This window comes from Cellulomonas endometrii, assembly GCF_949769265.1.
Taxonomy (GTDB): Bacteria; Actinomycetota; Actinomycetes; order Actinomycetales; family Cellulomonadaceae; genus Cellulomonas; species Cellulomonas endometrii.
This window is the reverse complement of the sequence record NZ_CATKPC010000001.1, coordinates 224,076-246,599: the sequence shown is the minus strand read 5'-3', so window position 1 is coordinate 246,599 and position 22,524 is coordinate 224,076. Positions and strand designations below refer to the sequence as shown.

Below are 22,524 nucleotides of genomic sequence, written 5' to 3'. Positions count from 1 at the left end.
CCTGCGACCGGCCCTGCGACGGTGGAGCCTCGCGCTCGCGCGGGACACCTGCGCCTCCCGGCGCGGGACAGGCCGCGGGCGGTCGGCAGGGGGTCGGTCGATGGATGCCTGGAACTACGTGCTCATCCTCGCGCTGGTGGTCTACGCGATCATCCGCCAGACGCAGCGCCACGAGGTCGTGGGCCGCAGCCGCTTCAAGCTGGCGATCATCTACGCGGGCGTCGGCGTCCTCATCGGCGGGTTCAACCTGCCCCGGACGCCGTGGTCCGTCACGTTCCTGGCCGTCAGCCTGCTGCTCAGCGCGGTCGTCGGCATCGTCCGCGGCCGGCTCACCCGCGTGTGGCAGGAGGAGGCCGACGGCACGGTCTACGCGCAGGGCACCCCCGTGACCATCGGCCTGTTCGTCGGGCTCATCCTCGCGAAGTTCGCGCTGGGGACCCTCGCGTACCTGTGGGACATCAGCGACGACGGCGGTGTCGGCGAGGTGCTCGTGATGATCGCGCTCATGGTGGGGCTGCAGGCGCAGATCGTGTGGCGGCGCGCCCGCCCGCTCGGCGCGCGCGAGTCGTCCCGGGCTCCGCGGAGCGCGCCGCCGGAGCCGGTCGCGCCGTGACGACCGGCTCCCGCCTCCCGCGCGCGCTCCCGCGGGGGCGCCCGTAGCGTGACGGGATGAGTGCCGCAGCCACCGCCGTCGACCGCCTGATCCGCGGCTACCAGCGCCGCATCTCGCCGCACAAGGGCTTCAGCTGTGCGTACCGCGTCGCGCACGGGGGGACGTCGTGCTCGGAGGCGGTGCGGCAGGCGGTCGTGCGCCGCGGCGTGCTGCGCGGCGTCCGCCCCAGCGTGGTCCAGCTCCTGGCCTGCTACCAGGCGGCCGGGATGCTCGCGCAGAGCGACGTGCGGGGCGTGTGCTGCTGCGGGCCGATCCCGATCCCGTTCCGGTTCTAGGAGTCCGCCGCGGCCACGCGGAAGGGCCGGAAGAACTCCCGCAGCTCGGCCGCGTACACCTCGGGCTCCTCGAACGGCGCGAAGTGGCCGCCGCTCGGGGGCTCGGACACGTGGACGGTGTTCGCCGTGCGCTCCAGCCACGCGCGCGGCGGCCGGACGACGTCGCCGCCGAAGATCGCGAACCCGGACGGCACCTCGACCCGCCGGGCGAGCTGCTCCGGGGGGATGGCGGCGTTCGCGCGGTAGGCGCGCATCGACGAGCCGATGCTCCCGGTGAGCCACGTGGTGGTGAGCAGCGTGAGGATCTCGTCGCGGGTGAACCGGCGCTCGACGTCGCCGTCGCAGTCGCTCCACGCCTGCAGCTTCTCGACCACCCACGCGGCGAGCCCGGCCGGCGAGTCCGTGAGCCCGACGGCGGCCGTCTGCGGCTTCGTCCGGTGCATCGCGGCGTACGCGCCCTCGGTGGCACCCCACGCCGCGGCGCCTCGCAGCCAGTCCTGCTCCTGCTGCGTCAGGTCCGCGGGGTCGCCCTGGTAGACGGGCAGGCCGGCGTCGGTCCGGTGCACGGCCACGACCCGGTCGGCGTGGTCGAGCGCGAGGTACCGGCTCACGTGGCTGCCCATGTCGCCGCCCACGGCGCCGAACCGGTCGTACCCGAGCGTCCGCATGAGCTCCGCCCACAGGCCGGCGACGGCGATCGCGTCCAGGGGCGCGCCCGCGGGGCGGTCCGAGTAGCCGAAGCCCGGCATGTCCGGGACGACGACGTCGAACGCGTCGGCCGGGTCGGCGCCGTGCGCGCCGGGGTCCGTCAGCAGCGGGACGACCTTGCTGTACCGCCACGAGGAGTCCGGCCAGCCGTGGCAGAGGACGAGCGGCAGCACGGGGCCGGCGGGCCGCACCGCGCGGACGTGTACGGCGTGGATGCCGAGGCCGCCGACCTCGACGCGGACCCGCGGCACCCGCGCCAGCTCGGCCTCCTGCGCGGGCCAGTCGAAGCCGTCGGCCCAGTACGCGACGAGGTCGCGGAGGTAGTCGACGTCGGTGCCCATCGACCAGCCCGCGTCCTCCGGGACGTCCGGCCAGCGGGTGGCGCGAAGGCGGCGGCGCAGGTCGTCCAGCGCGGCGGGGTCGGTCCGGGGCGTGAAAGGGTGCGCGACCTGCGGCATGACGCCCAGCGTACTCAGGGGACGTCCGCATCGTCGATTGACATTCGATAGGTATACGCCGACACTCGATGCATGAACCTGACCCGCCCCGCCGTGGCGCTCCTGCGCGTGCTCCTCGTGCTGCTGTTCCTGGCCTGCGTGCTCGGCCAGACCCTGTCCTGGCCCGGGCAGTTCGCGAGCCTCGCCGACGCAGACCCGCCCGTCTCGCACCTGCGCTGGCCGCTCACCGCCGTCGCCGTGCTGATCCTGGTCTGCGTCGAGATCGTCATCGTCTGCACCTGGAAGCTGCTCACCATGGTGAAGGCCGACCGGATCTTCAGCCCCGACGCGTTCGCGTGGGTGGACGGGATCGTGTGGGCCGTCGTCGGCGCCTGGCTGATCTTCCTCGCGGGCGCGCTCACGGTCGGCATCACCATCTACGTGACGCCGGAGCTCCGCGACCCCGGGATCCCGGTCATGCTCGGGGGGATCCTGCTCGGCAGCGGCGTGTTCGTGCTGCTGATGATCGTGATGCGGGCGCTCCTGCGCCAGGCGGCCGCGCTCCGCACCGACATGGACGCGGTGATCTGAGATGGCCATCGTCGTCCGCATCGACGTGGAGCTCGCGAAGCGCAAGATGAGCGTCGGGGAGTTCGCCGAGCGCGTCGGCCTCACGCCGGCCAACGTCGCGGTCCTCAAGAACGGCCGCGCGAAGGCCGTGCGGTTCAGCACCCTGGAGGCCATGTGCCGGGTGCTCGAGTGCCAGCCCGGCGACCTGCTGGAGTGGGTCGAGGACGAGGACTGACCCCGCGGATCCACGCCCGGCGCGGCCCTGACGTGCACCGTCGCGGCTTCCGGGCTTCACTGGGCCGATGGCACGGATCCTCGGCGGCCTGCTCCTCGCCGCCCTGCTGCTCACCGGGTGCGCCGGCGGCTTCCCGGCCGACCCCGACGGCACCCTCGACCGCGTGACGGGCGGCGTCCTGCGGGTCGGCGTCTCGGAGAACCCGCCGTGGACGGTGGCCGACTCCGACACCGACCCGTCCGGCCTGGAGGTCGACCTGGTGCGCGAGTTCGCCGCCACCCGGGACGCCGAGGTGCAGTGGGTGCCGGGCAACGAGGAGGTCCTGCTCGGCCGGCTGGAGCGCGGCGAGCTGGACCTGGTGGTCGGCGGCCTCACGGCGGCGTCGCCGTGGTCCGACCAGGCGGCGCTGACCTCCCCGTACGCGACGGTGCTGGACCCCGAGGGCGCGCCCGAGCCGCACGTGATGGCGGCACCCCTGGGCGAGAACGGGTTCCTCGTCGCCCTGGAGACGTTCCTGCTCGAGCAGGAGGTGCGGCCGTGAGCGCCCGGTTCGGGCACACCGAGCTGCCGCAGGAGCAGGCCCGTGCGCTGCGCCGCGCCGTCCGGCTCGCGTGGGGCACCATCGCGTTCCTCGCCGTCGGGGTCACGCTCGTCTACCTCGTCATGGGCAGCTCCCAGGCGATGAAGGCGGCGTGGGTCGAGGACCTGCTGTCGTTCATCCCGCCCATCTCGTTCCTCGTCGCCGTGGGGTTCGCGCGGCGGGCCCCCACGCCCGAGCACCCGTACGGCTACCACCGGTCCGTGGGCGTCGGGCACCTCGTCGCCGCCGCCGCGCTCCTGACGATGGGCGCGTTCCTGGTCGTCGACTCGGCGTCCGGTCTGCTCGCCGCCGAGCACCCGCCCGTCGGGGTCATGGTGCTCGCGGGGCACCCCGTGTGGGCGGGCTGGCCGATGGTCGCCGCGATGGTCGTGACCGGCATCCCGCCGGTCCTCCTGGGCCGCGCGAAGCTGCCGCTCGCCCGCACGCTGCACGACCGCGTCCTGTACGCCGACGCCGACATGAACAAGGCCGACTGGATGACGGCCCTCGGGAGCATCGTCGGCATCCTCGGGATCGGCCTGGGGCTGTGGTGGGCGGACGCCGCGGCGGCCCTGTTCATCGCCGGGAGCATCCTGCGCGACGGCGTCACGAACCTCCGGGTCGCGTCGGCCGCGCTCATGGACGCGCGCGCGAGCACCGTCGAGGGCGACGAGCCGCACCCCCTCGTCGCCCGGATCGACGCGCACCTGCGCGGCGCCCCCTGGGTCGCAGAGGCCGGGTCGCGGGTGCGCGACGAGGGGCACGTCTTCCACGTCGAGGCGTTCGTCGTCCCCCGCGACGGCCAGGCGCCCGACCTCGCCGAGCTCGCCCGCCTGCGCGAGAGCACCGTCGCGCTGGACTGGAAGATCCAGGACCTCGTGGTCGCGCCCGTCGAGCGCCTCCCCGTGGAGATGCTGCCCGGGGCCCGGGCCGCGTCGCCGTCCGCGAGCACCGCCGGCTGACCGGGACGTCCGGTCCCCCGAACCCGTCACACGCCGGCCACCGCTCCCCTAGGTTGGCGCTCATGACCACGCCCCCCGGCCCGCGCGGACCGGCACGCGCGCCGGGACCCGCGCCGGTCGAGCTGACCGACGTGCTCCCCGCGACGGTCCCGCCGTCCCCCCTGCCGGTCCTGGTCGCGCGCGTCGTGGTGGCCGCGCTGATCGTGCTCAACCTGATCGGCACGTGGCAGTCGCCCGCGGAGCGCACCGTCGACGAGCTGCTGGTCGCACTGGAGCGCGGGGACGTCCGCACGCTCACGGTCGAGTCCCGGCCGGGCGGCGACCCGGTGGGCCCCTTCCGGGTGCAGTGGACGGGGCCCGGACGCCCGGGGACCGCGCTGCTCCAGGTCGAGACCGCCGCGTCGTCGGCCACCGACGGCACGGTCGTCATGGGCGACCCGGGCGCCGGCGACGTCGTGCTGGACCAGCGGCGGGAGGTCCTGGACGCCGCGGACGCCTCCCCGGCCGACGTCCGGGTCACGTTCACCGAGGACGTCGCCTGGGCGTCCTGGCCGCACCCGTACGTGATGCTGTGCGCGTTCCTCGCCGCCCTCGTGCTGCTGATCACGCAGCCCGGACCAGCCCTGGCCACCCGCTGGGCGTGGTTCTGGCTCGGCGCCTTCGCGTGGCCGTTCTGGCTCGCGTTCGTGCTGCTGGAGCCGACGCCGGTGTGGAGCCGCCGCCCGGCCACGGTCCCCGCCCGACGGCTGACCGGCGGCTGGGCGTGGCTCGCCGGCGTGGTGCTCGGGAACGCGGTCGTGGCAGCGGTGACCGGTGCCTGACGAACCGGTGCCTTGCGACCCGGTGCCGGACGGCCCGCGCACGCTGCTCGCGGACGTGCTGGGCCCGGACGCCCGCGTCGAGGCGGACGTCTCCGGCGACGGCGGCGCGGGCACCTGGCACGTCGTCAGCCCGCGCGACGGCGACCTGGTCGTCAAGACGGCGCCCGTCGGTGCGCCCGGGCTCGACCTCGCGCGGTCGTCCGCCGCGCTGCAGGCTGCCCTGGCGGTCGGGGTCCCGGTCCCGGGGCTGCTTGCGGCGGGCGCCCGAGACGGGTGGCAGTACCAGGTGTGCGAGCGGGTCGACGGGCGGCGGTGGAGCGACGTCGCGCCGACCCTCGACCCGCCCGGGCGCGCCGGGGTGCTGGACGCGCTGGCCGACGTCCTGGCGCGGCTGCGGACCGCGCGGTACCCGGCCTTCGGCGACCTGGGCGAACCCGCACGCACCGAGCTCGACGCCCTCCGGACCCGCAGCCTCGCCAGAACCGCACCGGGTCCCCGGCGCACCGCCGTCGAGCGGCTGCTGGACCGGCACGGCCACCTGTTCGACGGCACCGGACCCGCGGTGCTCGTGCACGGCGACCTCCACCACGCGAACACGCTCGTGCGCCCCACCGCCACCGGGTGGGAGCTCGCCGCCGTGCTGGATTGGGACAGCGCCTGGGCCGGGCCCGCCGACGCCGACGCCGCCCGGGCGGCGCTGTGGGACGACATGCCCGGCACGCCGGACGCCCCCGGCCCGCGGGCCGCCGTGCAGCAGCTCCTCTGGTGCCTGGAGTACCCGGCGGAGACGGAGCGGCACCGGTCGGACACCGCCCGGCTCGCGGCGCTGCTCGGAGTGCCGCTGCCCGCCTGAGCCGCCGGCAGGGGGCTACTCGTCGGCCGCGTCGTCCAGCCGGACCATGGCCTCCCCGCCGCCGTACATCTGGTGGTCCCACACGACCAGCTGATCGCCCGCCTCCTCCGGCAGCGCGGTCGTCCACAGCTTGGCACCGGAGGCCAGCGACCACGCCGACAGGACCGGCTGGTCGCCGTCGTACTGCACGAGGAGCAGCTGGCGTCCGTCCGTCATCGGGGACACCCACATCGACGACCACATCGACGTGCCGTCGCCGTCGTCGACCGCGTCCACCCGGCCGCGCTCGGTCCGCCAGCGCACGCTCCCGTCGCGTGCGTCCAGGGCCCACACCGCGGTCGTGTCGGCGCCGTACAGCACGCCGTCCAGGAGGACCATCGACCCGTCTGCCCAGTCCGGGACCTCGTGGGACCACACGGTCGCGCCGGTCGCCGGCTCCACCGCGCTGATGACGCCGACGCCCGTGCGGGTGTCGGACAACAGGTCCAGCCCGGGCACGCTGCCGTCGTCGACCGTGAGCTGCAGCGCGTTCCCCAGCACCCGTGCCGTCCCGGTGCCGTCCGTGCCGCGCAGCCACGTGTAGCCGTCCTCGCCCGTGGTGAGGATCCGGTCGCCCCGGCCGAGCCAGACGCTCCGGCCCGAGGCCTCCAGCGCCCCGTCCGACAGGCGCAGGGCGGCCCCGCGCATCGCATGGTGGACAAAGACGTGTCCCGCCTCCACCCCGATGCCGGGCGCGAAGACGGCGGCCTGCTCCTGATCCAGCGCCAGGGCGTCCGGCACCTCCGGCAGCGTGGTGGACCACGCGGCGTCGCCCGTCGCGAGGTCCTCGGCACGGACCTGGACGACACCCTCCAGCTCCTCGACGACCACCAGGTACCGGCCGGAGGCGAAGGCCGTCGACACGGGCGCCAGCTCCCGCTCCGCGAGCACGGCCCCCGTCGCGGCGTCCAGGGTCAGCAGCCGTGACCGGGTGAGCGGCCCCTGCGCGACGTAACCCGAGGCGTCGGTCTCCCCGGCGGACCGGTCCTGGACCAGGCACCGGATCTCCTCGACCGGAGCGTCCCCCGCGGAGCACACCGGCGAGTCCGGCAGCGCGCCGCCCGGGGCCGGACCCGTCGCCTCGACAGCCGTCCGCCAGACCACGTCGCCCGACGTCGCGTCGACCGCCGTGACCCCCCGGGGTTCGCCGACGGTGGACTCGTCGGCGGCCACGCGCAGGTCCCCCGCCTCGATGCCGCCCATCAGGCGCCAGTGGTCCCACCCCCGGCCCACCGGTGTGACGACGAGGTCGGGCCCCACGTCGTGACCCACGACCCGGTCCAGCTCCCGCGCGGCGTCGACCCGCTGCCGCTCCCGGGTGTCAAGCACCAGCTGGGTCGCGACCACACCGGCGACCGCGAGCACGGCCACCGGCCACCACCGCAGGAGGCGGGCCCGGCGCCGCCGGAGGGGGTCGTCGGGGCCGGACGGCAGGCCGGCGGCGCCCACGGGCAGGTCGTCCGGCGCCTCGTCCTCGAGGTCGACCTCCTGCATCGCGTCCCGCTGCGCCGCCATGGGCACAACCTAGGGGGCGCCGGCCTCCGCGCGGGCGGGTTCGCGCCGCAGACCTGCGGTCGCGTGCACCGACTCCCGCCCGCGCGGACGTGAGGCCCCGGTCAGGGACGGGTCACGGGCGCGCGCGACCGCGCGTCCCGCGCACCACCGCGGTCAGCACCGCGCCCGCGCCGCACGCGGCGGCCGCGAGCAGCGCCACGCCCACCGGGGACGCGCCCGTCGTCGCGAGGACGCCGGACCGCGGCGCGGCCTCGGCCGTCTCGTCCGCGGCGAGCACCGCGGAGGTCGTCCCGTCGGCGACCGGCGGCACCGGGACGGCCGGCTCGGCCGGGGTGCCGGGCTCCGCCGGAGTGTCGGGCTCCGTCGGGGTGTCCGGGTCGGCCGGGGTGTCCGGGTCGGCCGGGGTGTCCGGCTCCGTCGGGGTGTCCGGCTCCGTCGGCGTGTCCGGGTCGGCCGGGGTGTCCGGCTCCGACGGCTCGTCCGGGGTGTCCGGCTCCGACGGCTCGTCCGGGACGCAGTACGTCCAGCCGCGCTCGTCGACGCCGCCGCGCCCGGAGTTGTCCTCGCCGAAGTGGTAGCTGTACCCGTTCGACTCCGTCCACGCCACGCACATGCCGGGCTGCAGGCCGAACCGCTCCCACGGGACGAAGGTCGCGCCGATCAGGTCGCGGTTGACGTCGATGTTGAGGTTCTGCGCGCCGGGGACGTTGATGTTCACGTAGCCGTTCGCGGGGATCGGGTCGCGGAAGTGCAGCCCGTCGTCCTCCCACCAGAACGGGCGGTCGACGCCGTCCTGGTGGTAGCCCTGCGTCACGCGTGCGGCCGGCTCGTCAGCAGACGCGGGCGTGTCCAGGACGTCGCCGGTCGGCCCGGCCGGGTCCTGGGCACCGACGTCGGAGGTGCCGCCCGCGCAGACGGTGCACGTGTCGCCGGCGGTCGTGTCGTCCGCGGGCTCGGCGGGCTCGCTGGGCTCGGTGGTCGGCTCGGTGGTCGGTCCGGTCGTGGGCGCGGTGCCGGGCTCCGTCGCGGTGCCCGACGTGCCCGACGCGGCGCCCGACGTGTCCGTCCCGGCGTCCGGCTCGAGCGTGCCGGCCTCCGGCTCGACCCGGCCGGTCTCCGTGACGGTGCCCGCGACCGGCGCGGACTCCGCGGGCACGACGTCCACCCGTCCCGCACCCGCCCCGCCCGGCGGGCTCGCGAGGAGCGCGGCGAGCGTCAGGGCCGACAAGGTGGTCGATGGCATGGGGTCTCCTCTCGTGCGGTCAGGGGTGCAGGTCCACGAGGGCGGCGACGCCCGTGAGGTCGAGGACGCGCCGCACGGCGGCGCTCGCGTCACGGACCTGCAGGGGGCGCGCCCCGCTCTGCTGGAGCAGGGCGCAGATCAGCTCCACGGCGGCGGAGTCGGCGAACGTGACGGCGCCGGCGTCCACCACCCGCACGCCCGCCCGGGTCAGCACCCGTGCCGCGTGCTCGGCGCTCGCGGACGGGTGCAGCACCCGGCAGAACCGGCGCACGGTGCCGAGGTCCAGCTCGCCGCGCATGCGCAGCGTCCAGGGCTCGACGGGGTCGACCCAGAGGTCGTCCGGCGCGGACGGCGCGGTGATGCCGGCCGGGGTGCGGGTGTCGTGGTCCATGCCTCTACGGCACCAGCGCGGCGACCACGTACCGGGCGCCCGCAGCGGGCAGGGGTGGCCCGCCGACCGCGGGCCTGGGAGTACCTAGTGGCGCTGCGGGTGGGACTGCGTGGCGGGGAGCGGGCCGGGGACCGGCGGGAACCAGCGCGTGAGGTCGCCGCGGCCGGAGACCCCGAGCTTGCCCAGCACCGCGGACATGTGGTTCTCCACCGTGCGGACGCTCAGCTGGAGCCGGTCCGCGATCTGGCGGTTGGTCAGGCCGGCACCGGCCAGCGCCGCGACGTCGCGCTCGCGCGGGGACAGCGCCTCCTGCCGGGGCTCCTCGCGCACAGGACGCAGGCGGGGGTCCAGCGCCCAGACCACGTCGAGCGCCGCGTGCTCGGGGTCGAGCGACGCGACAGCGGTGCGCACGAGCCCCGCGATGTCCACCGTGGCGGAGGCCAGCGCGGCGACGACCGCGTCCTGGTCACCCGCGGCCCGCGCCTCGTGCAGCCGCAGGTACGGCTCCAGCAGCGGGACCCGGCACGCGGCGAACGTGTCGCGCACGACCTGGAGCCGCTCGGCGTCGTACGGACCGGGGTGCGCGAGCCAGCACACGAGCGCGGCCAGGGGCTGACGGTCCTCGGCGTACCGGCTCCCGGCGTCCCAGAGGAAGTCCCCGCCGCTGCCCGGGTCGCGGGCCTCGGCCAGCGCCGCCCGTCCGAGGGGCTCCAGCGCGGGGAGCACGGGCCGGTCGACGGGCGGCGTGGCCTCGAGCTCCTCGAGGAGGACCCCCGCCACGTCGGTCGCCCCGCGCTGCGCGAGGAGGACCGCGCCGACGGTGAGCCCACGCCGGAAGAACGTGCTGTCCATCGGCCCCCCGGGGCCGATGCGCAGGGACGTGCCCAGCACCCGCCAGGCCGCGTCGCTCTCGCCCTGGAGCAGCAGGGCCTCCGCGAGCAGGCAGGCGTGCGCGCGGATGCCGAGCAGGTCCAGGTCGTCGAGCGCCTGCTCGAGCCGGCGCCGCGACTCCAGCGCGGCGTCCTCGAGCCGGCCGAGCAGGAGCAGCGCCTCGGCGTGCAGGCCGTCGAGGTGGTGGTCCACCTCCCGCAGCGGCTCCCCGGGCTCCTCGGCCTCGCAGACGCCCAGCGCGAGGTCCGGCCGGCCCGCGTCGAGGAGCCCGGCCGCGCGGACCACGCTCCCCCACGCCCGCGCCACCGTGGACGGCGGCAGGTCGACGCGCAGCGCCGCGGCGTCGTCGGGTTCGGCCCGTCGCATCGCGACCAGGGCCTGCACCACGCCGAGCTGGTCGGGGTGCGCCCGCGCCCGGCGCAGCAGGTCCGCGTCGGACTCGCCGCGCCCCGCGGCCCAGCGCAGCTCGCGGAGCCGGAAGGTGACGACGTCGTCGAGCGCGTCGCTGCCGGCGGGCTCCGTCCCCTGGAACACCGTGGCCACCTGGGCGTCCGCGCGTCGGAGCAGCAGCGTGTCGAGGTACGCGTTCGCGTGCGCGACGGTCGGGGCCGTCTGCCACGCGGCGCGCCGGGCGGCCTCCTGCGCGCTCGTGCGCTCGTTGAGCACGCCGGCGAGGTCCGCCGCCCACTGCCGGTACTCGGTCCGGTCGCCGTCGAGCAGCATGTCCGCGACCCGGACGCGCCCGTCGGGGAAGTGCGGCGCGTCCGGACCGACGCGCGCGGCGACGCGCTCCGACAGGTCATGGCGGCGTTCCGGTGCGAGGCGGGCACGGAGCGCGGCGGCGAGCGCGGGCGGCGCGACGGTGACGGTGGCGCCCCCGGCCAGGTGCTGGCGCCGGACGCGGCCGCGCGCGACGAGCCCCTCGAGAAGCTCGGCGCCGAGGGCGGAGAGCGCGGCCGGCTCGGGGAGCGGGCCGGTCCAGGCCAGCAGCTCCAGCGCCTCGACCTGCTCGGGGCCGAGCCGGGCCAGCAGGGCGTGCGCCACCGCGTCGAGCGGCACGTCGTCGAGCGAGCCCGTCTTGTGCCACCGGCCCGCGCTCTCCTGCGCCGCGCCCGCGAACCGCGCGGCGTCGGCCAGCGCGATCGCGACGCGCGCGTTGCCCCCGGAGCGCGCGGTGATCGAGGACGTCAGCGCCACGTCCGCCGGTGCCCGCAGCACCTCCGCCAGCAGCCGGGCCGTCGCGCGGAACCCCAGCGGCCGCAGCCGCACCTCGGCCGGGGCCCGCTCCGAGACGAGCGCGGCCAGCACGTCCGTCCCCGCGGACGTGAGGTCCGTCGACGTGGTGGCGACGCACGACGCCGAGGTGAGGCGCAGCGCCTGGAGCACGACCTCGGTGCTGGCGGCGTCGAGCAGGTCGAGGTCGTCGACGAGCAGCACCGCCCGTCGCCCCCGCAGCTCCCCCGCGAGCCAGCCGGCCAGACCGGACGGCGTCGGGGGCACGCGCTCGGCGAGGACGGACGCGTGCCCCCGCAGCGCGGACAACGGGGCGTCGCCGGCCGCGCGGAGCAGCACCGAGGTGATGCCGCGACGCGACGCGTCGGACAGCACGGTCCGCAGCACCCGGGACCGGCCGGACCCCTCGTCCCCGCGGACCACCACGTCGCGGCCCAGGTCGAGCCAGCGCCGGACCGCGGCGACGGTCACGGCCGCCTCGGCCGCGCTCGGCTCGACGTCCTCGTGGGCACGCGCCATGTCGGCAGCCTAGGCAGGCGGGCGTCCGGGCGCGCGACCGGTCGGGGCGCCGCGACCAGGACCTCGACTCCCGCGCACCGGTCCGGGAGGATTCCCACCACCCCCACGAGAGGATCGACCATGTCCTTCCAGGCCTATCTCGACGCGATCGAGACCAAGACGGGACTCACCCCGCGCCAGCTCGTCGACCGCGCGAAGGAGAAGGGCCTCGACGACCCCTCGGTCAAGGCGGGGACGATCGTGGCCTGGCTCGCCGAGGACTACGGCCTCGGCCGCGGGCACGCCATGGCGCTCGTGCACGTCATCAGGAACGGTCCGCAGATCAGCACCACGCACGTCGGCTCGGACGGCTCCCACCGCGACGAGTCCGACACCCTGTGGCTCGACGGGAAGGCGACGCGGCCGAGCTGACCCGGGGCGCGGACCACCGGGACGCGGACCACCGGGACGCGCGGCCCCGACCGACTGGCGCGGTCCGGCCGGGCGGTGCACGGTGTGGCCGAGGCTGCAGCGCAGCGGCCGCCCGCCCGCCACCGGGCCACGGGCCCGCGAGGAGGACCCATGACCGCGCAGGACCCGACCGCCCGCCCCGACCCCCACCGCGTCCTGGTCACGGGCGCGGACTCCGGCATCGGCAAGGCCTGCGCGGTGCGCCTCGCGCGCCCCGGCGGCCACGTCGCGATCACCTGGCACGAGGACGAGGACGGTGCCCGCCGGACCGCCGCCGAGGTGCGGGACCGGGGCGCCGAGGCGCATCTCGCCCGCCTGGACCTGACGGACCCGGAGACCGCGCCGCCGGTCGTCGACGAGCTCGTCGCGGCGATGGGCGGGCTCGACGCCGCGGTGCTGGCCGCCGGGACCGGCTCGTCCACCCTGCTGCTCGACATGGACTTCGCCGAGTGGCGGCACGTCCTGTCGGTGGACCTCGACGGGGCGTTCCTGTGCCTGCAGGCGGCCGCCCGCCACCTGGTCGACGCGGGGCGGGGCGGGAGCATCGTCGCGATCACCAGCGTGCACGAGCACGCGCCCCGGGTGGGCGCCGGCCCGTACTGCGCGGCGAAGGGCGGCCTGGGGCTGCTCGTGAAGGTGGCCGCCCTGGAGCTCGCCGAGCACGGCGTCACGGTGAACGCCGTCGCGCCGGGCGAGATCGCCACGCCGATGACGGGCCAGGAGGACGAGACCGTGCTGGCGGGTCACGAGCGCCCGGGGATCCCGCTGGGCCGCCCCGGTGACGCGCGGGAGATCGCGGCAGTCGTCGAGCTGCTGTGCTCCCCGGACGGCGGCTACACGACCGGCGCGTCGTGGCCCGTCGACGGCGGGATGCTCACGATGGGCCCCATGGCGGGTTCGCACCTGCAGCAGGACGACTGGCGCCGACCCTGACGCGCGCGGCGCTCTCAGCAGGACAGACGCCGCGTCCCCCGCCAGACTGCGGTGCGTGCGGACCATCGGAGTGGAAGAAGAGTTCCTGCTGGTGTCCCAGGACGGCTCGCCCCGCGCGGTGGCCGCTGCGGCCCTGCAGCACGCCTCGTCGCAGGACGGCGACGACGACCCGGACCAGCCGGGCGGCAGCCTGGAGAAGGAGTTCGCCCAGGAGCAGATCGAGACGTCCACGCACCCGTGCGAGGACCTGCCCGCGCTCCTGGAGGAGGTCCGGGCGGGCCGATGGCGCGCCGACACCTCGGCGCAGCACGCGGGTGCCCGGATCGCGGCCCTGGCGACCTCGCCGCGCGACGCGGACCCGACGGTGGTGGTCAACCGCCGCGCCCAGGACATCGCCGAGGCGTTCGCGCAGACGGCCCGGGACCAGCTCACCTCGGGCTGCCACGTGCATGTCGAGGTGGCCGACGACGCCGAGGGCGTGCGGGTGGTCGACCACCTGCGCCCGTGGAACGCCGTGCTGCTGGCCCTGAGCGCCAACAGCCCGTACTGGCGCGGGGAGGACTCGGGCTACGCGAGCTTCCGGTCGCAGGTCTGGGGCCGCTGGCCCACCGCCGGCCCGACCGCGCCGTTCGGCGACGCCGCGACCTACCACGCCACCGTGGACGCGCTCGTCGCGAGCGGCACGATCCTCGACACCGGGATGGTCTACTTCGACGCCCGCCTGTCCGCCCGCTACCCGACCGTCGAGGTCCGGGTCGCCGACGTGTGCCTCGACCCCGAGGACGCCGTGCTGCTCGGCGCGCTGGTGCGCGGCCTCGCGGAGACCGCGCTGGACCCGGCGACGCCGCCCGCGCCGCAGCCCCGCGCGGAGCTCGTGCGGGTCGCCGGCTGGCGGGCCGCGCGGTCGGGGCTCACGGGCGACCTGCTGAGCCCGGAGTCGGGGCGCCCGGTCCCGGCGGCGGAGGCGGTGGGCGAGCTGCTCCGGCACGTCACCCCGGCGCTCGAGCGGACCGGCGACCTCGCGTGGGTCCAGGAGCACCTCGCCACGCTGCTGCGGCGGGGCAACGGCGCGCAGCAGCAGCGGGCCTGGCGGCACGAGGGCGCGGACGAGGCGGAGCTCGTGCGACGGGCCGTGCGCAGCACCCTGGCGGGGTCGGGCTCCTGACCTGCGGGAAACCGCATGCCGGGCGCGGCCGTGCCGGGCTCGCCGCGCGTTCACCGGACCTTCACGCCAGACTGGAACACCGGACGGTCCCCGGACGTTGACCACCCTGAGCAAACGAAAAGTCTGTACGTCAAGGCACGGAGGTCCCTGATGTCGAACCGGTCCCTGCGCGGCATGCGCATCGGGTCCCACAGCATGGAGACGGACGAGGGCGTCGACTTCGCCCCGCGTCTCCAGGCCTACTACGACTGCCCCAACGGGCACACGATCATCCTGCCGTTCTCGGTCGAGGCCGACGTCCCGGTGGTGTGGGAGTGCCGGTGCGGCGAGGAGGCGCTGCTGCGCGACGCGTCCAAGCCGGAGCCGAAGGCCACCAAGCCCCCGCGCACCCACTGGGACATGCTGCTGGAGCGCCGCACGATCAAGGAGCTCGAGGAGCTGCTCGACGAGCGTCTCGACCTGCTCCGGGCGGGCAAGCTGCGCCGCAGCGCCTGACCCACCGCGTCCGTCGTCCGGGCCTCGCACCCTCGTGGTGCGGGGCCCGTCGTCGTGTCAGGAGGCGGTGCGACCCGCCCGGGCGCCCCGCCGGCGACGCACCGCGCCGCGCAGCTGCCGCGCCCGCTCCTGCGCGCCCCACACGGTCACCCGCACCAGCGCCTCGGCGACGATGGCGCGGCTCATCTTCGACCGGCCCTCGGCGCGCTCGACGAACGTGATCGGCACCTCGACCACCCGCCCGCCGGCGCGCACCACCCGCCACGCCATGTCGATCTGGAAGCAGTAGCCGTGCGACGCGACCTCGTCGAGCGCCAGCGCGCGCAGGGTGCCGGCCCGGTACACGCGGAACCCGGCGGTCGCGTCCCGCACGGGCAGCCCCATCGCGAGCCACGCGTACACGTTCGCGCCGCGGGACAGCAGCTGGCGGTGCAGCGGCCAGTTCACGACCCGGCCGCCCCGGACCCACCGCGAGCCGATCACGAGCTCCGCGTCGGCCACGCGCGCCAGCAGGCCCGGGAGGTCCTCCGCCCGGTGGGACCCGTCCGCGTCCATCTCGACGACGGCGTCGTACCCCCGCGCCAGCGCCCAGCGGAAGCCCGCGACGTACGCGGTGCCGAGCCCCTGCTTCCCCTCGCGGTGCAGGACGTGGATGGCCTGGCGCCCCCGCACGCCGGCGTCCTCGGCGGCGATCCGCTCGGCGATCTCCCCGGTGCCGTCCGGGGAGGCGTCGTCCACCACCAGGACGTCGGCGTCGGGCGCGTGCAGCCGCAGCGTCTCGAGCGCGCGGGGCAGGCTGTCCCGCTCGTCGTACGTCGGCACCACGACGAGCACGCGGCCCGCGGGGCCTGTCACGCGGCCGCCTCGGGACGGTCGGCGCGGCGCACCCGCCACGCACCCGCCATGCCGGCGAGCGTCATGACGACGGCCAGCGCCCCCACCACGCCGCTCGGCCAGGCACCGAGCCGCGCGGCCGGGGTCAGCGAGTCGCGCAGCGGCAGCCGGGCCACGAACTGGTCGGCGGTGAACAGCTCCGTGTCCTGGGCGACCGTGCCGTTCGGCGCGATGACGGCGCTGACGCCGACGGTCGACACCTGCACGGTCGCGCGGCCGAGCTCGACGGCGCGCAGCCGGGCCATCGCGAGCTGCTGGGTCGACTCCGGCGAGTAGCCGAACGAGGCGTTGTTCGTCTGCACCACGAGCACCTCGGCGCCCTCGCGCACGCTCTCCCGCACGATGGGGTCGTAGGCGACCTCGAAGCAGATGACGTCGCCGATCTGCACGGTCCGGCCCAGGCGCGCGGACTCCAGCGGGACGACGCCCGGCTCGGTGCCGGCGATCATGTCGTGCTGGACGAGGTCCACGGCGGACGAGAACGGCCGCACGAGGTGCCGCAGGGGGATGTACTCCGCGAACGGCGCCGGGCGCTGCTTGGAGTACCGCGCGACCGGGCCGACCCCGGGCTCCCAGAGCAGCGACGTGTTGTACCGGCCGCCGGACTCCGGGTACTCGATGGTCCCCAGCAGGATCGGCGCACCGACGGCCTGCGCGGCGTCGTCGATGTCGGCCGCGGCGGACGCGTCGACCTGCGGGTCGATGTCCGTGCCGTTCTCGGGCCACAGCACGACGTCGAGGTCACCGGCCTCCACCTGGTCGAGCAGCGCCAGCGTCCCCGCGAGGTGGTTGTCCAGCACCTCCCGGCGCTGGTCGAAGGCGTGCAGCCCGGGCTCGGAGACGTTGCCCTGCACCGCGCCGACCATCAGGTGGCCGTTCTCGGCGCGCGTGTCCATCGGGACCAGCAGCCCGGCGACGACCACGCCGACCACGACCGCGAGCCGGCCGAGGGTCGCGAGCAGGGCGAACCGGCGGGCCGCGAGCCAGGCGAGCGCGAGGGCCGCACCGGCGGCGGCGACGGCGCCGGACACGAGCGGGGCGCCGCCGAGCCGGGCCAGGGCGAGCAGCGGCGAGTCGTCCTGGGAGAACGCGAGACGACCCCACGGAAACCCGCCGAACGGCCAGACGGAGCGCAGCTCCTCGACCGCGACCCACAGCACCGTGAAGACCACGAGCTGCAGGGACGCACGGCGCCACACCGCCTCGCCGCGGCGGGCCCAGGACCACGCGGCGCCGAACAGGGCCACGAAGCCGGCCTCCGCCACGGAGAGCGCGAGCCACGGCACGGCGCCGACCGCGTCGTCCGCCCACGTGAGCAGCGGCACGAAGAACGCGAGCCCCCAGACGAACCCCATGAGGGCGTTCCACCGCGCGCTGTCCCGGCGCATCGCCAGCAGGAGCAGGGCCATCCCGGGTGCGGCGGCGTACGACCACCCGAGGTCGGGGAAGGCGGTCCAGGTCAGCAGCCCGCCGAGGAGGGCCAGGACCGCGCTCCACCAGCGGGAGGGGTCACGTGCCGGCACCGCGCCAGGGTACGGCACGGACCTGAGGTCTCCCGCACCGGGGGCGACCTGCCGGGACCGGTCCTGCTGGGGTGAGAGGCCGACCGACCGGCCCGCGTGTCCTTCGTACCGCACGACACCGCCGCGAGGCGGAGCCCGTTCTCTAGTGAACACGCGGGCCTGGTCGGAGCCCGACGTGGACCGGATCTCCGCGGGCTCGACGCCCCGTGGACGCCCGCTGTGCGCGAGGCCTCCGTCCGGACCACTGCCGAGAACCTACCGGAGCGAGCGGGGGTGTCAAGGGGCGTGCCGGGCGGGGCCCGCGGCGTCCGCGCAGGTCACGCGGCCTCCGCGCGCGTGCCCGAATTGTCCCGATGGCCGAGACGTCCCGGCGTGTCGCGCGGCGTGTCGACGGCGGCTCCCGCGGGGCCGACCGGGTGACGCCGGTGCCCCGCCCGGCGGCTTGCTTCACCCGTCCGCCGCACCCGCGGCCGACGGTCACCCGATCGGGGCCGGGGCGTCAGCCGAGGGCGTCGTGCAGCACGACGCCGTCGCGGACGGTCCGCACGCACACCGGCGCCGGCTCGTCGTCCAGCCGCGGGAGCGTCGCTCCCCCGGGCACGGGCGGGACCGTGCCGTCGGCGCGCCAGACGGCAAGGTGCGCGGGCGCCCCGACGCGCAGGACGCCGGCCCCCGACCCGTCCGCACGCGCCGCGGCCCATCCGCCGCGCGTGTGGGCGTCGAGCGCGGCGGCGACCGGGATCCGCTGGTCGCGCGTCCGGTGCCGGACGGCCGCGCGCACGGCGCCCCACGGGTCGAACGGCGTGACGGGCGCGTCGGAGCCGAAGGCCAGCGGCACGCCCGCGGCGCGCAGGTCCGCGAGCGGGTGCGTCGAGGCCGCCCGGCCCCGGCCGAGCCGCGCCGCGTACGTCCCGTCGTCCCCGCCCCACGCGGCGTCGAACGCCGGCTGCACCGACGCCGTGAGCCCCAGGAGCACCACGGTGGCGAGCGCGGGCGCGTCGAGCATCGTCGCGTGCTCGAGCCGGTGCCGCGCCCGCCGCACGGCCTCGACGCCCTCGACGTCGGCGGCCGCGCTGAACCCCAGCAGCGCCTCGTCCATGGCGCGGTCCCCGATGACGTGGAACGCGGCCTGCAGACCGGCGCGGGTCACGGCGGCGACGTGGTTGCTCACCTGCTCCGCGGTGAGGGCGAGCCGGCCCGCCGGGTCCGGCGCCCCCGCGGGCGCGTCGGCGTACGGGGCCCGCAGCGCCGCCGTCCGGCTGCCGAGCGACCCGTCCAGCCCCAGGTCGCCGCCCACCCCGGCGATCCCGGGCAGCGCCGCGGCGACCTCCCGCGCGTCGTCGGTGGTCTCGCACAGCTCGGCCCGGTAGCCCACGACGAGCGGCAGCCGGGACGCCGGGTCGGCGGTCAGCGCCAGCAGGGCCAGGAGCCCCGCCCGCGTGTCGATGTGCGGGGCGCTCTGCTCGTGCACCGCCACGACGCCCGCCCGCGCCGCCGCGTCGAGCGCCAGCCGCACGAGGCCCTCGCGCCGCGCACCCACGTCGAGCACGGCGTCCCGCGCCGCCTGGTGCGCCTCCCCCGTGACCAGGCCGTCCTCGCGCCAGCCCGGCCGGGTGGCCAGGCCGAGCACGTCGGCGAACGACGTCGAGGCCACGCCCGAGTGCAGGTCCGCGCGGCCCAGGTACACCGGCGCGCCGCCCGCCGCCGCGTCGAGCTCCGCGCGCGTGGGCGGCCGGCCCTCGGGCCAGGCGTGCTCGTCCCACCCGTAGCCGGTCAGGGGTGCGCCGTCCGCAGCCGCACGGCGGCCTGCCGGGCCCTGCACCGCCGCCCGCACCGCCGCGAGGGCGTCGTCGAGCGAGGCGGTGCCGTGCAGGTCGAGTCCGTCGAGCCGCAGCCCCGCGTCGAGCACGTGGGCGTGGGCGTCCACGAACCCCGGCGTCACCAGCGCGCCGCCGAGGTGGACCACCTCGTCCGCCGCGTCGGCGAGCCCGTCGGCCTCGTCCTCGCCGCCGAGCCACGCGATCGTGCCGTCGGCGACGAGCAGCGCGGTCGGGACCGGGCCGCCGGCACCGTCCGCCGGGACGACGACGGTGCCGGACCGGTACAGGGTGCTCACGACCCGCACCCTAGCCACCCGGGCCCCCGGCGGCTCGCGGTGACCAGGCAGGCGACGAGGACGGCAACCCGGCAGGTCAGCGGCGCGCGGCCGCCGGACGGCACCCCGCCGGGACCGCAGCCGTCGCCGTCACGTCCCGGCGTAGGCGACGACGCCCCGGCGGACGGCCTGCACGGCCTTGCGCGCGGTGTCCCGCACGTGCTGGTCCGGCGCTGCCTTCGCGACCTGGTCGAGCACGTCGACCACCTGCTTGCACCAGCGCACGAAGTCGCCCGCCGCGAGGTCCGCGTCGCGCAGCACGGCGTCCAGCCCGCGGCCGGCCGCCCAGCGGTGCACGGCCTGCACGAGCCCCAGGTCGATCGGCTGCGTCGACTCCAGGCGGTGCTCGCCCTCCAGGTCGTCGAGCTCGGACCAGATCCGCGTGGTGGCGTCCAGGGCGATGCCGAGCCGGCTGCCGGGCCCGCCGGGGATCGCCGGGCTCCGGTCGCGGTCGTCGCGGCGGGCCGAGTACACGACCGCCGACACCGCGGCCGCGAGCCCGGGGACGTCCAGGTCGTCCCACGCCCCGCGCCGCAGGCACTCGGCCAGCAGCAGGTCGTTCTCCGCGTACAGCCGGCGGAGCCACTGCCCGTCGTCGGTGACCCGCGTGGTCCCGTCGTCGTCGGTCCCGAGGTAGCCGAGGGTGACCAGGACGTCGCAGATCCGGTCGAACACCGTGGCGATCGACCCCGTGCGGCCCTCGATGCGCCGCACGAGCGACCGGTGCTCGCCGTCGAGGCGCTGCCACCGCTCCGCCCACCGGGCGTGCTCCTCGCGGTCGGGGCACTGGTGGCACGGGTGCGCGCGCAGCTCACGGCGCAGCGCGGCGATCGCGTCGTCCTCGTTCTCGGGGACCGCCCGGCCGCGGCGCCGCGCCGGCGCCACCCCGGTGATCCGCCCCGCGCTGATCTCGCCCCGCAGGGTCGCCGCCAGGTCCCGCCGGGACGACGCCGCCCGCGGCGAGAACCCCTTCGGCACCTGCAGGTGGCCGACCTTCTTCACCCCGTCGCCGACCTCCTGCACGGACAGCCGCCGGACCTCCCGCTCGGTGGTCAGCACGAGCGGCCGCGCACCCTCGAACCCGCCGGCGCCGCCCGGGTCGACCACGACCGCGTGCGTGGAGCGCCGCCCGCTGGGCACCGCCACGACGTCGCCCACCGCGAGGCCCTGCAGGCTCTCCGCCGCCGCCTGCCGCCGCGCCGCCGCGCCGGCCCGGTGCACGCCGCGCTCCCGGTCGCCGAGCTCCTTGCGCAGCGACCAGTACTCCCGGAAGTTCCCCAGGTGGCACGTCATCGCCTCGGCGTAGCCCTCCAGCGCCTCCGCGTGGCTCTGCGCCTGCCGGGCGAGCCCGACCACGCCCCGGTCCGCCTGGAACTGCGCGAACGACGTCTCCAGCACCTCACGGGCCCGGACGCGCCCGACCTGCGAGACCAGGTTGACCGCCATGTTGTAGGTGGGCCGGAACGCCGAGCGCAGCGGGTACAGCCGCTTGGAGGCGAGGCCCGCCAGGGCCATCGGGTCGAGGTCGCCGCGGCCGACGACCACGGCGTGCCCCTCGGTGTCGATGCCCCGGCGTCCCGCCCGGCCCGTCAGCTGGGTGTACTCCCCCGGCGTGACGTCGACGTGGTGCGAGCCGTCCCACTTGACCAGCTTCTCCAGCACCACCGACCGCGCGGGCATGTTGATCCCCAGCGCCAGCGTCTCCGTGGCGAACACGACCTTCACCAGGCCGCGGGCGAACGCCTCCTCCACCGTCTCCTTGAACGCCGGCAGCATCCCGGCGTGGTGCGGGGCGACGCCGTGGACCAGCGCGTCCACGAACCCCCAGTAGCCGACGACGTCGAGGTCCTCCGAGGGGATGGACGCGCACCGCGTCTCGGCGATCAGCCGGATCTCCTCCTGCTCCGCCGGCGACGTCAGCCGCAGCCCGCCCGCCAGGCACTGCGCGACCGCGGCGTCGCAGCCGGCGCGGGAGAAGATGAACACGATCGCGGGCAGCAGCCCGGCCTCGTCCAGCACGTCGATCATGACGGGCCGCGGCACCGGGCGGGGGGGCCCCCGGGCCCCGGCCGCCGGACCGCCCGGCCGCCCCGTCGCGCCGCCGGCCGCCCGGCCCGCGGAAGCCCCGGTCCCCGCGCCGGCCGCGGTGCGGTCCGTCGCCCGAGCGGTCCGCACGGCGCAGCAGCGCGGCGAGCTCCGGGTTGATCGGCGGGTTCACCCCGGGCGCCGTCGGGTCGACGTGGCCGGCGTACAGGTCGAGCAGGTCGTCCCGCACGAGCACGTGCTGGCCCAGCGGGACGGGCCGGTGCTCGCTGACCACCACGGCGGTGTCCCCGCGCACGGTCCGCAGCCAGTCCCCGAACTCCTCGGCGTTCGACACCGTGGCGGACAGCGACACCAGCTGCACGTCGTCGGGCAGGTGGATGATCACCTCCTCCCACACCGGGCCGCGGAACCGGTCGGCCAGGTAGTGCACCTCGTCCATCACCACGTACCCGAGCCCGTCGAGCGTGGTGGACCCGGCGTACAGCATGTTGCGCAGCACCTCGGTGGTCATGACGACCACGGGCGCCTCGCCGTTCTGCGTCGTGTCGCCCGTCAGCAGCCCGACGCGCTCCGCGCCGTACCGGCGGACCAGGTCGTTGTACTTCTGGTTCGACAGCGCCTTGATGGGCGTCGTGTAGAACGCCTTGCGCCCGGTCGCCAGCGCGAGGTGCACGGCGAACTCGCCGACGACCGTCTTGCCGGCACCGGTCGGCGCGGCGACGAGCACGCCGCTGCCGTGCTCGACCGCCTCGCACGCCTCCACCTGGAAGTCGTCGAGCGGGAAGTCCAGCAGCTGCCGGAACCGCCCGAGCTCGCTGCGCTCCGCCTGCGCCCTGCGGCGCGCGGCGGCGTAGCGCTCGGCCGGGGACAGCTCCTCGGGCTCAGGACGGGTGCGGTGGGGGTCGCGTCGTGCCACGG

20 protein-coding genes and 1 pseudogene are annotated in these 22,524 nt (G+C 76.6%); 12 read left to right on the top strand and 9 right to left on the bottom strand.

All coding sequences use genetic code 11. The annotated features are described in order from the left end of the window. The first annotated feature begins 100 nt into the window (after positions 1-100). Together QNH85_RS01110 and yidD are read left to right on the top strand one after the other, a co-directional pair. Complete coding sequence (locus QNH85_RS01110; RefSeq protein ID WP_282944010.1) at positions 101-613, top strand: hypothetical protein; 513 nt, start codon at positions 101-103, stop codon at positions 611-613. Positions 614-669: 56 nt separating this feature from the next. Further along, positions 670-948 (top strand): membrane protein insertion efficiency factor YidD, encoded by a 279-nt coding sequence (yidD, locus tag QNH85_RS01105; protein WP_213283811.1) that lies wholly within the window; start codon positions 670-672, stop codon positions 946-948. Here yidD and QNH85_RS01100 read toward each other — a convergent pair. Beyond that, the gene (locus QNH85_RS01100; protein ID WP_282944008.1) at positions 945-2,114 is read right to left on the bottom strand and encodes an epoxide hydrolase family protein; all 1,170 of its coding nucleotides are present in this window, start codon (positions 2,112-2,114) and stop codon (positions 945-947) included. The genes yidD and QNH85_RS01100 overlap by 4 nt on opposite strands. 72 nt (positions 2,115-2,186) lie before the next feature. Here QNH85_RS01100 and QNH85_RS01095 point away from each other — a divergent pair, with 72 nt between their 5' ends. From QNH85_RS01095 to QNH85_RS01070, 6 genes are all read left to right on the top strand, one after another. Then, positions 2,187-2,684: a DUF2975 domain-containing protein gene (locus QNH85_RS01095; protein WP_282944006.1), complete on the top strand. Its 498-nt coding sequence runs from the start codon at positions 2,187-2,189 to the stop codon at positions 2,682-2,684. A 1-nt stretch (position 2,685) separates the two neighbouring features. Continuing rightward, positions 2,686-2,898: a helix-turn-helix domain-containing protein gene (locus QNH85_RS01090; RefSeq protein ID WP_282944004.1), complete on the top strand. Its 213-nt coding sequence runs from the start codon at positions 2,686-2,688 to the stop codon at positions 2,896-2,898. 67 nt (positions 2,899-2,965) lie between these two features. Then, positions 2,966-3,439 (top strand): transporter substrate-binding domain-containing protein, encoded by a 474-nt coding sequence (locus tag QNH85_RS01085; protein ID WP_282944002.1) that lies wholly within the window; start codon positions 2,966-2,968, stop codon positions 3,437-3,439. Beyond that, on the top strand, positions 3,436-4,440 hold the full coding sequence (locus QNH85_RS01080) for a cation efflux transmembrane domain-containing protein (RefSeq protein ID WP_282944000.1): 1,005 nt from the start codon (positions 3,436-3,438) through the stop codon (positions 4,438-4,440). The genes QNH85_RS01085 and QNH85_RS01080 overlap by 4 nt, the downstream gene beginning before the upstream one ends. 62 nt (positions 4,441-4,502) lie before the next feature. Then, positions 4,503-5,261 carry a hypothetical protein gene (locus tag QNH85_RS01075; protein ID WP_282943998.1) on the top strand — a complete coding sequence of 253 codons (759 nt, stop codon included), beginning with the start codon at positions 4,503-4,505 and terminating at the stop codon, positions 5,259-5,261. Positions 5,262-5,283: 22 nt separating this feature from the next. Next, complete coding sequence (locus QNH85_RS01070) at positions 5,284-6,114, top strand: phosphotransferase family protein (protein ID WP_282943996.1); 831 nt, start codon at positions 5,284-5,286, stop codon at positions 6,112-6,114. A gap of 15 nt (positions 6,115-6,129) precedes the next feature. Here QNH85_RS01070 and QNH85_RS01065 read toward each other — a convergent pair whose 3' ends face one another. The 4 genes from QNH85_RS01065 to QNH85_RS01050 all read right to left on the bottom strand — a co-directional run bounded on the left by QNH85_RS01065 (position 6,130) and on the right by QNH85_RS01050 (position 11,945). Continuing rightward, positions 6,130-7,668, bottom strand: a complete 1,539-nt coding sequence (locus tag QNH85_RS01065) for an outer membrane protein assembly factor BamB family protein (RefSeq protein WP_282943994.1) — start codon at positions 7,666-7,668, stop codon at positions 6,130-6,132. A gap of 112 nt (positions 7,669-7,780) precedes the next feature. Beyond that, positions 7,781-8,911: a hypothetical protein gene (locus tag QNH85_RS01060; RefSeq protein WP_282943992.1), complete on the bottom strand. Its 1,131-nt coding sequence runs from the start codon at positions 8,909-8,911 to the stop codon at positions 7,781-7,783. A gap of 19 nt (positions 8,912-8,930) precedes the next feature. Beyond that, positions 8,931-9,302: an STAS domain-containing protein gene (locus QNH85_RS01055; RefSeq protein ID WP_282943990.1), complete on the bottom strand. Its 372-nt coding sequence runs from the start codon at positions 9,300-9,302 to the stop codon at positions 8,931-8,933. A gap of 84 nt (positions 9,303-9,386) precedes the next feature. Further along, positions 9,387-11,945 carry a helix-turn-helix transcriptional regulator gene (locus QNH85_RS01050; protein ID WP_282943988.1) on the bottom strand — a complete coding sequence of 853 codons (2,559 nt, stop codon included), beginning with the start codon at positions 11,943-11,945 and terminating at the stop codon, positions 9,387-9,389. Positions 11,946-12,065: 120 nt separating this feature from the next. On the opposite strand from QNH85_RS01050, the gene QNH85_RS01045 reads away from it, so the two are divergent. From QNH85_RS01045 to QNH85_RS01030, 4 genes are all read left to right on the top strand, one after another. Continuing rightward, positions 12,066-12,356 (top strand): DUF4287 domain-containing protein, encoded by a 291-nt coding sequence (locus QNH85_RS01045; protein ID WP_282943987.1) that lies wholly within the window; start codon positions 12,066-12,068, stop codon positions 12,354-12,356. Between the two features lie 150 nt (positions 12,357-12,506). Next, on the top strand, positions 12,507-13,328 hold the full coding sequence (locus QNH85_RS01040) for an SDR family oxidoreductase (RefSeq protein ID WP_282943985.1): 822 nt from the start codon (positions 12,507-12,509) through the stop codon (positions 13,326-13,328). A 55-nt stretch (positions 13,329-13,383) separates the two neighbouring features. Beyond that, entirely contained in the window at positions 13,384-14,493 is a 1,110-nt protein-coding gene (locus QNH85_RS01035; RefSeq protein WP_282943983.1) for a carboxylate-amine ligase, read from the top strand. Between the two features lie 150 nt (positions 14,494-14,643). Next, the gene (locus QNH85_RS01030; RefSeq protein ID WP_147793582.1) at positions 14,644-14,988 is read left to right on the top strand and encodes an RNA polymerase-binding protein RbpA; all 345 of its coding nucleotides are present in this window, start codon (positions 14,644-14,646) and stop codon (positions 14,986-14,988) included. A 57-nt stretch (positions 14,989-15,045) separates the two neighbouring features. Here the strand turns inward: QNH85_RS01030 and QNH85_RS01025 are convergent, their stop codons facing one another. From QNH85_RS01025 to QNH85_RS01010, 4 genes and pseudogenes are all read right to left on the bottom strand, one after another. Beyond that, a complete protein-coding gene (locus QNH85_RS01025) occupies positions 15,046-15,843 on the bottom strand; it encodes a polyprenol monophosphomannose synthase (protein ID WP_282943980.1) in 798 nt (265 codons plus the stop codon). Further along, positions 15,840-17,405, bottom strand: a complete 1,566-nt coding sequence (lnt, locus tag QNH85_RS01020) for an apolipoprotein N-acyltransferase (RefSeq protein WP_282943978.1) — start codon at positions 17,403-17,405, stop codon at positions 15,840-15,842. Before lnt ends, QNH85_RS01025 begins: the two co-directional genes overlap by 4 nt. 499 nt (positions 17,406-17,904) lie before the next feature. Next, the gene (locus QNH85_RS01015; RefSeq protein WP_282943976.1) at positions 17,905-19,521 is read right to left on the bottom strand and encodes an amidohydrolase; all 1,617 of its coding nucleotides are present in this window, start codon (positions 19,519-19,521) and stop codon (positions 17,905-17,907) included. A 129-nt stretch (positions 19,522-19,650) separates the two neighbouring features. Further along, a pseudogene (locus QNH85_RS01010) lies at positions 19,651-22,522 on the bottom strand (DEAD/DEAH box helicase). Between the last annotated feature and the right edge of the window lie 2 nt (positions 22,523-22,524).

What these genes read in the sequence shown, in the direction of transcription:
- QNH85_RS01040 (WP_282943985.1), top strand. Translation starts at nt 12,507, where the DNA reads ATGACCGCGCAGGACCCGACCGCCCGCCCCGACCCCCACCGCGTCCTG.
- QNH85_RS01085 (WP_282944002.1), top strand. Translation starts at nt 2,966, where the DNA reads ATGGCACGGATCCTCGGCGGCCTGCTCCTCGCCGCCCTGCTGCTCACC.
- QNH85_RS01030 (WP_147793582.1), top strand. Translation starts at nt 14,644, where the DNA reads ATGTCGAACCGGTCCCTGCGCGGCATGCGCATCGGGTCCCACAGCATG.
- QNH85_RS01075 (WP_282943998.1), top strand. Translation starts at nt 4,503, where the DNA reads ATGACCACGCCCCCCGGCCCGCGCGGACCGGCACGCGCGCCGGGACCC.
- QNH85_RS01045 (WP_282943987.1), top strand. Translation starts at nt 12,066, where the DNA reads ATGTCCTTCCAGGCCTATCTCGACGCGATCGAGACCAAGACGGGACTC.
- QNH85_RS01065 (WP_282943994.1), bottom strand. Translation starts at nt 7,668, where the DNA reads ATGGCGGCGCAGCGGGACGCGATGCAGGAGGTCGACCTCGAGGACGAG.
- QNH85_RS01095 (WP_282944006.1), top strand. Translation starts at nt 2,187, where the DNA reads ATGAACCTGACCCGCCCCGCCGTGGCGCTCCTGCGCGTGCTCCTCGTG.
- QNH85_RS01110 (WP_282944010.1), top strand. Translation starts at nt 101, where the DNA reads ATGGATGCCTGGAACTACGTGCTCATCCTCGCGCTGGTGGTCTACGCG.
- QNH85_RS01055 (WP_282943990.1), bottom strand. Translation starts at nt 9,302, where the DNA reads ATGGACCACGACACCCGCACCCCGGCCGGCATCACCGCGCCGTCCGCG.
- yidD (WP_213283811.1), top strand. Translation starts at nt 670, where the DNA reads ATGAGTGCCGCAGCCACCGCCGTCGACCGCCTGATCCGCGGCTACCAG.
- QNH85_RS01100 (WP_282944008.1), bottom strand. Translation starts at nt 2,114, where the DNA reads ATGCCGCAGGTCGCGCACCCTTTCACGCCCCGGACCGACCCCGCCGCG.
- QNH85_RS01050 (WP_282943988.1), bottom strand. Translation starts at nt 11,945, where the DNA reads ATGGCGCGTGCCCACGAGGACGTCGAGCCGAGCGCGGCCGAGGCGGCC.
- QNH85_RS01060 (WP_282943992.1), bottom strand. Translation starts at nt 8,911, where the DNA reads ATGCCATCGACCACCTTGTCGGCCCTGACGCTCGCCGCGCTCCTCGCG.
- QNH85_RS01090 (WP_282944004.1), top strand. Translation starts at nt 2,686, where the DNA reads ATGGCCATCGTCGTCCGCATCGACGTGGAGCTCGCGAAGCGCAAGATG.